The 11,192-nt window shown below is 42.2% G+C and carries 8 protein-coding genes, 1 other RNA gene and 1 other annotated feature; of the genes, 8 read left to right on the forward strand and 1 reads right to left on the reverse strand.

What is annotated here, in order from left to right:
* The first annotated feature begins 54 nt into the window (after positions 1-54).
* Both A6754_RS07285 and dtd read left to right on the forward strand, forming a co-directional pair.
* Entirely contained in the window at positions 55-2,250 is a 2,196-nt protein-coding gene (locus A6754_RS07285; RefSeq protein ID WP_066443200.1) for a RelA/SpoT family protein, read from the forward strand.
* 17 nt (positions 2,251-2,267) lie between these two features.
* On the forward strand, positions 2,268-2,708 hold the full coding sequence (gene dtd / locus A6754_RS07290; RefSeq protein WP_066443201.1) for a D-aminoacyl-tRNA deacylase: 441 nt from the start codon (positions 2,268-2,270) through the stop codon (positions 2,706-2,708).
* A gap of 33 nt (positions 2,709-2,741) precedes the next feature.
* On the opposite strand, the gene A6754_RS07295 is transcribed toward dtd, so the two are convergent.
* The gene (locus tag A6754_RS07295) at positions 2,742-4,484 is read right to left on the reverse strand and encodes an N-acetylmuramoyl-L-alanine amidase family protein (RefSeq protein ID WP_066443202.1); all 1,743 of its coding nucleotides are present in this window, start codon (positions 4,482-4,484) and stop codon (positions 2,742-2,744) included.
* Between the two features lie 262 nt (positions 4,485-4,746).
* Between A6754_RS07295 and A6754_RS22915 the strand changes: the two genes are divergently transcribed.
* From A6754_RS22915 to A6754_RS07320, 6 genes are all read left to right on the forward strand, one after another.
* Positions 4,747-4,923 (forward strand): hypothetical protein, encoded by a 177-nt coding sequence (locus tag A6754_RS22915; protein WP_176215121.1) that lies wholly within the window; start codon positions 4,747-4,749, stop codon positions 4,921-4,923.
* 150 nt (positions 4,924-5,073) lie between these two features.
* Positions 5,074-5,310 (forward strand) — a binding site (T-box leader).
* 72 nt (positions 5,311-5,382) lie between these two features.
* Positions 5,383-6,657, forward strand: coding sequence for a histidine--tRNA ligase (hisS, locus tag A6754_RS07300; protein WP_066443203.1), 1,275 nt, complete (start codon positions 5,383-5,385; stop codon positions 6,655-6,657).
* A gap of 11 nt (positions 6,658-6,668) precedes the next feature.
* Positions 6,669-8,444 carry an aspartate--tRNA ligase gene (gene aspS / locus A6754_RS07305; protein WP_066443204.1) on the forward strand — a complete coding sequence of 592 codons (1,776 nt, stop codon included), beginning with the start codon at positions 6,669-6,671 and terminating at the stop codon, positions 8,442-8,444.
* Between the two features lie 62 nt (positions 8,445-8,506).
* Positions 8,507-8,695: non-coding RNA, 6S RNA (ssrS, locus tag A6754_RS07310), on the forward strand.
* 605 nt (positions 8,696-9,300) lie between these two features.
* Positions 9,301-10,560, forward strand: a complete 1,260-nt coding sequence (gene ltrA / locus A6754_RS07315; protein ID WP_066443205.1) for a group II intron reverse transcriptase/maturase — start codon at positions 9,301-9,303, stop codon at positions 10,558-10,560.
* A gap of 176 nt (positions 10,561-10,736) precedes the next feature.
* On the forward strand, positions 10,737-11,189 hold the full coding sequence (locus A6754_RS07320; RefSeq protein ID WP_066443206.1) for an AraC family transcriptional regulator: 453 nt from the start codon (positions 10,737-10,739) through the stop codon (positions 11,187-11,189).
* The last annotated feature ends 3 nt before the right edge of the window (positions 11,190-11,192 follow it).

Here is an 11,192-nt window from a genome sequence, read left to right on the forward strand (position 1 = left end):
TTTATATAAACGAAAAACGCAGCAGAAATAAAATTATGGGGTAAAGGTGATTCCATGGCGCATGATCAAGTTCTGACCGCCGAACAAGTCATCGACAGGGTAAAGCAATATTTGAATGAAGAGCAGACGTTATTCGTAAAAGAGGCTTATGATTTTGCCAAGCATGCTCATCGTGAACAATATCGCAAATCAGGCGAACCATATATCATTCATCCAATTCAGGTAGCAGGCATTCTTGCTGACTTAGAAATGGATCCTTCTACAGTGGCAGCAGGTTTTTTACATGATGTTGTTGAGGATACAGAAATTACACTGGAAGATATATCGAACGCATTTAATGATGAAGTTGCCATGCTTGTCGATGGTGTAACAAAATTGGGGAAAATTAAATACAAGTCACAGGAAGAACAGCAGGCCGAAAATCATCGTAAAATGTTTGTCGCGATGGCACAGGATATTCGTGTCATCTTGATCAAGCTTGCTGACCGTCTTCATAATATGAGGACACTAAAGCATTTGCCGGCTGAAAAGCAGCGCCGCATTTCAAATGAAACACTTGAAATCTTTGCGCCTCTCGCCCACCGTTTAGGGATCTCAAAGATTAAATGGGAGCTTGAGGATACTGCACTAAGATATTTAAATCCGCAGCAATATTATCGAATTGTGAACCTGATGAAAAAGAAACGGGCAGAGCGGGAAGAATATCTGGATGAAGTCATTTCTATTATGCGGGAGCGGCTCGATGAGGTAGCAATTAAATCTGAAATGTCTGGCCGGCCGAAACATATATACAGCATTTATCGGAAAATGGCCCTGCAAAACAAGCAGTTTAATGAAATTTATGACTTATTAGCTGTAAGAATTGTTGTGAACAGCATTAAGGACTGCTACGCGGTTTTGGGGATTATTCATACATGCTGGAAACCGATGCCTGGAAGATTTAAAGATTATATTGCTATGCCAAAGCAAAATATGTACCAATCACTTCATACAACGGTGATTGGACCAAAAGGCGATCCATTGGAAGTGCAGATCCGCACAATGGAAATGCACCGCATCGCTGAGTTCGGGATTGCTGCCCACTGGGCGTATAAAGAAGGCAAAAAAGTGGCTGAAAATTCTTCTTTTGAAGAAAAACTTACATGGTTCAGAGAAATTCTCGACTTCCAGGATGATACGGTGAATGCTGAAGAATTTATGGAATCGTTAAAAATGGATTTATTCTCGGACATGGTGTTTGTCTTCACTCCAAAAGGAGATGTAATTGAGCTTCCATCCGGCTCCGTTCCGATCGATTTTGCGTATCGAATTCACTCTGAGATTGGCAATAAAACAATCGGCAGCAAAGTGAACGGCAAAATGGTGACATTAGACTATAAGCTGCAGACCGGAGATATTATCGAGATTCTTACATCTAAGCATTCGTATGGGCCAAGTAAGGATTGGCTGAAGCTGGCGCAATCTTCACAGGCTAAAAACAAAATCAGACAATTCTTTAAGAAACAGCGAAAAGATGAGAATTTTGAAAAAGGCAAAGAACTCGTTGAAAAAGAAATCCGCAATATGGAGTTTGATTTAAAAGAAATTTTAACAGCAGAAAATGTTAAAAAAGTCGTTGAAAAGTTCAATTTTGCCAATGAAGAGGATATGTATGCTGCAGTTGGCTACAATGGCATCACAGCTCTTCAAGTCGCCAACCGTCTTACAGAGAAGTGGCGCAAGAAGCGTGATCTTGAGCAAAACAACGATATTTCAAATGCTGTTTCAGAATTAAAGTCATTTCCAACAGCAAGGAAACGGGAATCAGGTGTGCGAGTATCTGGCATTGATAACCTGCTCATCCGGTTATCGCGCTGCTGTAATCCCGTACCTGGAGATGAGATTGTTGGCTTTATCACAAAAGGCAGAGGTGTCTCTGTTCACCGTGCAGATTGCACCAATATCCGAACAGATGACGCACAGGCTCGCCTCATTCCGGTTGAATGGGAAACAGGCCTAAACGACAGGAAAGAATATAATGTTGAGATTGAAATTACCGGCTATGATCGCAGAGGTCTATTGAATGAAGTATTGCAGGCGGTAAATGAAACAAAGACAAATATTTCAGCGGTGACCGGCAAATCAGATCGCAATAAGGCAGCTACGATTGATATGTCGATTGCCATTCAAAATGTCAGCCACCTGCAAAAAGTGGTTGATCGAATTAAACAAATACCAGACGTTTATGCTGTTAGACGTATAATGAATTAACCTGGGAGAGTATTGTTATGAAGGTTGTAGTACAGAGAAGCAAGCAGGCTTCGGTTACGGTTGAAGATGAGGTTGTAGGCAGGATTGAAAAAGGGTTTGTCCTTTTAGTTGGTGTCACACATGATGATACGGAAGAGGATGCAGCTTTTCTTGCAGATAAAATAGCAAACTTAAGAGTCTTTGATGATCAAGATGGAAAAATGAATTTATCGATCTTAGACGCTGGCGGAGAAATTTTGTCTGTTTCCCAGTTTACTTTATATGGAGATTGCCGAAAAGGACGCAGACCTAATTTTATGAATGCGGCTAAACCAGATCAGGCAATTGTCCTTTATGATACCTTTAATTCTTATCTGCGTGAAAAAGGCTTAAAGGTCGAAACAGGTACATTTGGTGCCATGATGGATGTAAGCCTGACAAACGACGGTCCTGTAACGCTAATTATTGAAAGTAAATAAAAAAACAGCTCAGGGGAGCTGTTTTTTTATATTTTACTTAAAATATCTCACTAGTCCTTCATACATTCCTGCAGCTGCAGCTTCCTGATATTGCGGGGAGCTGACAGCCATTTCTTCCGCTGGATTGCTTAGGTAGCCTAGTTCAATTAAGATGGCTTTTTGGGTATTTTCTCTGAGTACATAATAATCACCTTGACGATGCCCTCGGTCTTTTATACGAGTTCTCGCAGCGGTTGCGGTATGAACATCACTGGCAAGCTGTTCCTGAAAGCCATAATAATAATAAGTTGTCATTCCGCGCACACTTCGGTCATTAATGCTATCATAATGAATGCTGATAAAAGCATCTGCTCCATTTACGGAGGAACTTCTTACCCTTGCTTCAAGTGGAATATATGTATCACTGTTTCTTGTAAGAATGACATTTGCACCAGCGGATTTTAGCTTGGCAGCTAATAGCTCTGCAGTCTGCAGATTCAGCTTTTTCTCTAATGTCCCTCTTGTTCCTGTTGTGCCATTATCTCTTCCGCCATGTCCCGGATCGATCACAATCGTTTTATTCTTCACTGATCCTGATCCGCGCTTTTCAATCTGTGCTGCTTGTCCATTCATACTCACAATCCAGCCTGCAACAAAACCTGTGCTGCCATCGGTGAGTTTAACCTCAACCCAATCATTTTCTAAGCGAATCGCCTCAAAAACCTGGCCGGCATTGGCTCTCTCAACAACAGCTGAATTAGTTGAAGAGGACGCACGTATATTCGTGCCATCATGTGTAATAGATACTGTACTGCCGCTTAAAGGCTTCCCTGCCGTTTGTGTGCTGCTGGCATGTTGTTTTTCTAAAAACCAGCCCGCAACCCAACCGAAGGCTCCTGTATCGTATTCAATTTTAACCCAATCATTGCTTTCTTCTAGCATCGTGAATGACTCACCTTTAGTGACTGTACCAATTCTGTCTCCATTTAAGGAAGGTGTGTCTCTTACCGTTAACGAATCTGCTTTAATAAGTGCTGTATTCCCGGATGTCGGCTCACTCTCGCCTGTGTTGGCTGATGAGGAAGCTGTTTGATCCTCGACATAGTCACTGCTGACCCATGCTGATTGGCCAGAAAATGAAATTTCAACCCAGCCGTTCTTCTCTGATAAAATTTTTACAGTCGAACCTTGATCCAGCTTGCCAAGAATGTCCCCACCAGTTGTTGAGTCTGATCGGACATTCACCGAACTCCCTGTAATCGTGCCAGTTTTTTCAGCTGCAGGTGGTTCTTCATGATCACTTGAATCCATTTGCAGATAATCATTAAATACCCATCCTAGACCAAATGGTGTTTCAAGCTGTGTCCAATCTCCGTTACTTTGTTTAATGCTATAGGTTTCACCTCTATGTACCGTTCCGATTACAGAGTTGTCTGTCCCGGGGGCGCTTCTTACCCGCAGTCCATCTTCAGAGATAGTCGCTTGTCCGCTCATGGAAATACTAACAGATGATGAATGGTCATCTGCTGCAGCCGTAAGCCAGTCAGCGACCCATCCTTGATCTCCCTTATAGCTTATCTGCTGCCATTCATTTTCTTGTCCAAGCAGCTGATATTCCTCGTTCCGGCTCGCTTTTCCTAAAATCGGGTAGCTTAATCCAGGACCAGATCTTACATTCAATTCATCAACCGCAATTTTTATAGCCGCCCCTCCTGCTTCAGCGCTTACAGCGGGAGTAAAAGCAGTTAAGAGTAAGATAAAGCAAAAAAACACGGTTGAAGCCTTTCTTTTTAACAAAAAAATCCTCCTCTCACAGAAAAAAATGCCAAATGCCAGCCTTACACAGTATAACATGTTCTTCATGTTGTTTTCAGCTTGCATAAGCAAGCATAGGTAAGATCAATCAGCTTTAGTAATTAGTACCAGCCTATTATACTAATTCGTTATTTTATTGCAATTTCCTCTAAGAAAATTTTCGTAAAAATAGAGAGCAAGACAATAATTTTCAGTTAGCAGGGAATACTAGAGAATACAAAAAATGTAAAGGATGATTTCTATCATGAGATTTGGCGATAAAGGAATGTCTGTTCAATCAGCTAATAATAAACTATTTGGTGTCGATTTTCATGATTTTATCCAATCAGAGCAGCAATCAAACATGGTGGAGCTTGCTTCTGAGTTTGGTCTCACATTAAAAGATGTGAAAACATTAAAAAAGAAAATGGGGCGCTCGTAATTTTCGCTCTTGACATTATGTGCTTTGCTCCTTAATATTAAGTAAATAATATAAGCACACATTGAAAGGCGCTTACGCTTTTCGTATTGTCTAGCTGCAGGCGCTAGGAACTCGAGGTATCGGGGTTGAGCAAGGCGCCTTACGCTTTTCATATAACCGATGATGGAGAAGAGTAGTTAAATCCTAATTGGAAAGAGAGGAAATGCCTTAGGCTGAAAGCATTTCTCCAAACTGATTTAATGAAAGAACACTTCGTAGGCTTCGTTCTGAAATGCCAATCTGGCCTAGTAGGAAATGAACGTACACAGGCGTTAACTGTAAAAGTGGAAGCAGGTAAACTGTCTTCAATTAGGGTGGCACCACGGGAATAAAACTCTCGTCCCTTGTATTTGTAATGAATACAAGGGACGGGAGTTTTTTGTGTTTACATAGAATTCAATTGTTTTAGGAGGATACGTTATGGCAATTCACATACCAAGAGGAACGCAGGATATTTTACCTGGAGAAGTTGAGAAATGGCAGCTTATTGAACAGAAGGCGAAGGAAATCTGTGATAGATTTCAATACCAGGAAATCAGAACGCCCATTTTTGAACACACAGAGCTGTTTTTGCGTGGTGTAGGCGATACAACAGATGTTGTGCAAAAGGAAATGTATACCTTTGAAGACCGCGGCGAGCGCAGCTTAACGCTTCGTCCAGAGGGAACAGCAGCTGTAGTGCGCTCTTATGTTGAAAATAAGATGTTTGGCTACGCAAATCAGCCGATTAAACTGTATTATATGGGACCAATGTTCCGTTATGAACGCCCGCAGGCAGGCAGATTCCGCCAGTTCGTGCAATTTGGTGTTGAAGCAATCGGCAGTTCTGATCCGGCAATAGACGCAGAAGTAATTGCACTTGCAATGACCTTTTACAAAGAGATGGGCTTGAAAAAATTAAAGCTTGTCATTAACAGCCTGGGCGATAAAGAAAGCAGAGGCGCGCACCGCGATGCACTGATTGCACACTTCAAACCGCGGATTGGAGAATTCTGCAGCGACTGTCAGAACAGACTAGAGAAAAATCCAATGAGGATTTTGGATTGTAAAAAAGATCGTGAGCATGAACTGATGAAGTCAGCTCCATCGATTTTGGATTATTTAAATGAAGAGTCAAAAACTTATTTTGAAAAAGTTCAGAGATATTTACAGGATCTTGACATAGAGTTTGTGGTGGATCCAAATCTAGTGCGCGGATTAGACTATTACACACACACAGCATTTGAGATTATGAGTGATGCAGAAGGCTTTGGCGCCATCACAACACTTTGCGGCGGCGGCCGATACAATGGCTTAACAGAAGACATTGGCGGACCGGAAGCTCCTGGTATTGGTTTTGCATTCAGTATTGAAAGACTCATTGCAGCCCTTTCAGCTGAAAAGGTAGAGCTGGATTTAAAGAACAGCATAGATTGTTATCTTGTTGCTTTGGGAGACGAAGCAAAGGATTACACAGTTGGCCTGCTGCAGAAGCTTAGAAATGCTGGATTTTCGGCTGATCGAGATTATTTAGATCGTAAAATTAAAGCGCAATTCAAAGCGGCAGACCGAGTTAATGCGAAATATGTTGCTGTTCTTGGAGAAGATGAGCTCAAAGAAAATAAAATCAATTTAAAATCCATGGACACAGGTGAACAAACGGAAATCAATCTCGATTCATTTATCGAGAAATTTATAGAACTTAGCGGCAAATAGGAGGAATAGAGATGTTTGGCAGAACTTATGAATGTGGTCATATCAACAGCAGCCATATTGGCGAAACTGTTACATTAAAAGGATGGGTGCAAAAGCGACGCGATCTTGGAGGACTTATTTTTATCGACCTTCGTGACCGTACGGGGATTGTGCAAATCGTGTTTAACCCGGAAGTTTCAAAAGAAGCATTAGAAACAGCAGAAAAAATCAGAAATGAATATGTTCTTGATGTGATAGGAACGGTTGTTGCCCGTCAGGAAGGCACAGTAAATGAAAATTTAAAAACAGGTGAAATTGAAATTTCAGTTGCAACTGTGAACATTATTAATGAAGCGAAAACACCTCCATTTGTAATTGAAGATCAAACAGATGTGTCTGAAGATATCCGTCTGAAATACCGATACTTAGATATGCGCAGACCAGCTATTTTTGAAACATTAAAAATGCGCCACCAAGTCACAAAAACAATGCGTAATTTCCTTGATGAAGAAGGATTCATTGATGTAGAAACACCCATTTTAACGAAAAGCACACCTGAAGGGGCTCGCGATTATTTAGTGCCTAGCCGTGTACATCCAGGCGAATTCTATGCACTTCCGCAATCACCGCAGATTTTCAAGCAGCTATTAATGGTTGGCGGATTTGAAAAATACTACCAGATCGCCCGCTGTTTCCGTGATGAAGACTTGCGTGCAGACCGTCAGCCTGAATTTACACAGCTTGACATCGAAACAAGCTTCATGAGCCAGGATGATATTATTGCAATGATGGAATCAATGATGACAAAAATCATGAAGGATGTTAAAGGCATTCAGATTGAAACACCATTTAACCGGATGCCATACCAAGAGGCGATGGACCGATTTGGCTCAGATAAGCCGGACACACGCTTTGCAATGGAATTAACAGACGTGTCTGCTATTGTGAAAGAATCTGGTTTTAAAGTATTCGCAGGAGCTGTTTCATCTGGCGGGCAGGTTAAAGCGATAAATGTGAAAAACGGTGCATCAGCTTACTCTCGTAAAGATATCGATGCGCTAACAGAATTCGTTGCCAGATATGGCGCAAAAGGCCTTGCATGGCTGAAAGCGGAAGATGAAGGTTTAAAAGGGCCAATTGCTAAGTTTGTCAGCCCTGAAGAAGAAAGTGAGCTAAAATCGGCGCTTTCAGTTGAAACAGGAGACCTACTTTTATTCGTAGCTGATAAAAAGAACGTGGTTGCAGATGCACTAGGTGCACTTCGTTTAAAAATCGGTAAAGAACAGAATCTGATTGATCAAAGCAAATTCAATTTCTTATGGGTAACAGATTGGCCATTGCTTGAGTATGCAGAGGATGAAGGCCGCTATTATGCAGCACACCATCCATTCACAATGCCGGCGCGCGAAGATCTGCATTTATTGGACAGCAATCCTGATCAGGTGAAGGCACAGGCATATGACTTAGTTTTAAATGGCTACGAGCTTGGCGGCGGATCCCTTCGTATATTCGAACGTGAAGTCCAGGAAAAAATGTTTGAAGTGCTTGGCTTCTCAAAAGAAGAAGCAAGAGAGCAATTCGGCTTCCTGCTTGAAGCATTCGAATATGGAACACCTCCGCATGGCGGAATTGCACTCGGTCTTGACCGTTTGGTGATGCTGCTTGCAGGCAGAACTAATCTGCGCGATACGATTGCATTCCCTAAAACAGCAAGTGCAAGCTGTGTGCTGACGAATGCACCAGGTGAGGTTAGTGAGACTCAGTTAGATGACTTACACTTAGCTTTAAATCTTAAAAAAAGTGAATAATTGCCTATTCCTTACTCATTGTAAGAGCTTTCATTTCGTGATATAATGAGTTCAATTCATAAAGAGTCCTGATGTGTTCGTTGCAATACCTGAAATTTTGACCGAACATTATTCCTTCGGGAGTCCAGAGTTTCCGAGCCGCGTAAATGCCTCCATGTTAGAGGACTTGCAAATGCAGGAACAGGACACCCACCTGCTGAGTGCGGGTTCAAAACGAAGGCACATGAGGCGACGGCATGATTGGGACTCTTTAACTTCATAATTGTGATTGAAACCCTGCGCTAATTGTGTGGGGTTTTTTGCTGGTGCGCCCGGCATGGGTGCAATCTATAGGGTGCAAGTCCCGAGCCACGAAGGCAGTAGTAGTGGTTAGCTTAACGCAAGGGTGTCCGCGGCGACGCGGAATCTGAAGGAAGCGAGCGGCAAACCTCCGGTCTGAGGAACACGAACTTCATACAAGGCTAGGTATCATTGGATGAGTTTGCCAGACAAAACAAAGTCCTTACTGCCGAAGGTGGTACAGAGTAAATGGAGCAGATAGATGGAGGGAAAGATTGTACTCTTACCCGGGGAGGTCTGGTTGGTACGCCAAGTACACTTGGTAACCTATCTAGAAATAGATAGCTGAACAACCAGAAGTCAGCAGAGGTCATAGTACCTTACCTACTCGAGACGGTAAGGGAAGGACTGAACAATTAGGAAGAACGAGAACTAGGCATACAATTCCTGTGTAGAAGCAGACAATCCGAAAGGACTTACTTGAAGGAGGAAGTGGTGAATCCACAGGGGACTTCATGAGGGAGGAGCAGGAATAACATAATTAGACTTCTACGTTCACGTCGAAAGGAAATATCACATGTTAATGAATCTGATTCTGTCACGGGAAAACTTAATAGAAGCACTTAAAAGTGTGGAGAAGAACAAAGGAAGTCACGGCATAGATGGAATGTCCGTAAAATCCCTACGAAGACATCTCTATGAAAACTGGAACACCCTATGTGACTCTTTAAGGAAGGGTACCTATCAGCCTACCCCAGTCCGTCGAGTCGAAATCCCGAAACCGAACGGTGGAGTAAGATTACTAGGAATACCGACCGTGACAGACCGGTTCATTCAACAGGCAATTGCCCAAGTTTTAACCCCACTTTTTGACCCAATCTTCTCAGAACATAGTTATGGGTTCAGGCCAAGCCGAAGAGGCCATGACGCTGTTCGTAAAGCAAGGGGATACATAAGTGAAGGTTATAGGTGGGTGATTGATATGGACTTGGAGAAGTTCTTTGACAAAGTGAATCATGATAAGTTGATGGGGATATTGGCAAGCAGAATCCAAGACCGATTGGTCTTGAAATTAATACGGAAATATCTCCAAGCAGGAATCATGATAAATGGTGTAGTCTACGATGCAGAAGAAGGAACACCACAAGGAGGCCCCCTGAGCCCTCTTCTTTCGAATATCCTTTTGGATAAGCTTGATAAAGAGTTAGAAAGGAGAGGTCACAAGTTTGTCCGCTACGCCGATGATTGTAATATCTACATGAAATCGAAGAAAGCTGGAGAACGTGTGATGAACTCGATTACATGTTTTATTGAGCAGAAATTAAAGCTCAAAGTGAACAGGGATAAATCAGCGGTTGACCGCCCGTGGAAACGAAAGTTCCTTGGCTTTAGCTTTACGATTAATAAGAAACCGAAGGTTCGAATAGCCAACGAAAGTATTAAAAGGCTTAAAGCTAAAATACGAGAGTTAACCTCCCGTTCCAAATCCATTTCCATGGAAGGTAGAATTGAGAAACTAAATCAATATCTAACGGGATGGTGTGGATATTTTGCATTAGCCGATACACCTAGCAAATTTAAAGAATTTGATGAGTGGATTAGGAGAAGACTTCGTATGATTGAATGGAAACAATGGAAGAATCCGGGGACAAGAGTAAGAAAACTCAAGGGCTTAGGTGTTCCAGACCAAAAGGCATACGAATGGGGAAACTCCAGAAAGAGATATTGGAGAATAGCCTCTAGTCCGGTTCTAAACAAAACCCTCAATAACTCTTATTGGAGTAATCGAGGGCTCAAAAGTCTATATCAAAGATATGAATTTCTACGTCAAACTTAATTGAACCGCCGTATACCGAACGGTACGTACGGTGGTGTGAGAGGTCGGGGGTTAGCCACCCCCTCCTACTCGATTTGTTATAAAAGAATTGGAAAAATTTTAAAATTAATGGTGAAATTCATTTTAATGGCTGTTACATTCATTTTGAACGTACAAACAAAATGGAGGTAATAAGGATGAAAAGAAAAATTGAAAATTTGCCCGCAGCACGTATTGCGTATATTCGGCATGTTGGACCTTATGGGATGGGGAATCTTGAAGCGATGAGGAGAATAAAAGAGTGGGGAAGGGAAAACGGGCTGATGCAGGGAGAAGGGGTCATTGTGGGAATATCCCATGACGATCCGGGGACGACACAGCTTGAACAATGCAGATATGATGCGGGAATTGTAATCGCTGAGGGAATGCTTTTGGATGATTCAGTTTGTGAGGGAGTTCTTTTGCCAGGAAGATATGCTATTTACGAAGTTGAGCATACAGCCGAAGCAATCGGGACAGCCTGGGGCAAGATATTTATGGATCTTACGCGAGATGGATTACGTGTGGACATGGAGAGGCCGGCATTTGAGCGATATTCCGAGGAAAAGGTAGAGAGGCATCTCTGTGAGATTTGTGTACCTGTTAAATAGTGG

The organism is Cytobacillus gottheilii (assembly GCF_001636345.1).
GTDB lineage: Bacteria > Bacillota > Bacilli > Bacillales > Cytobacillaceae > Cytobacillus > Cytobacillus gottheilii.

Bases quoted from the DNA above. Each gene is read 5' to 3' on its own strand.
- aspS (WP_066443204.1), top strand. From the start codon at position 6,669: ATGTTTGGCAGAACTTATGAATGTGGTCATATCAACAGCAGCCATATT.
- dtd (WP_066443201.1), top strand. From the start codon at position 2,268: ATGAAGGTTGTAGTACAGAGAAGCAAGCAGGCTTCGGTTACGGTTGAA.
- A6754_RS07285 (WP_066443200.1), top strand. From the start codon at position 55: ATGGCGCATGATCAAGTTCTGACCGCCGAACAAGTCATCGACAGGGTA.
- hisS (WP_066443203.1), top strand. From the start codon at position 5,383: ATGGCAATTCACATACCAAGAGGAACGCAGGATATTTTACCTGGAGAA.
- A6754_RS22915 (WP_176215121.1), top strand. From the start codon at position 4,747: ATGAGATTTGGCGATAAAGGAATGTCTGTTCAATCAGCTAATAATAAA.
- A6754_RS07320 (WP_066443206.1), top strand. From the start codon at position 10,737: ATGAAAAGAAAAATTGAAAATTTGCCCGCAGCACGTATTGCGTATATT.
- ltrA (WP_066443205.1), top strand. From the start codon at position 9,301: ATGTTAATGAATCTGATTCTGTCACGGGAAAACTTAATAGAAGCACTT.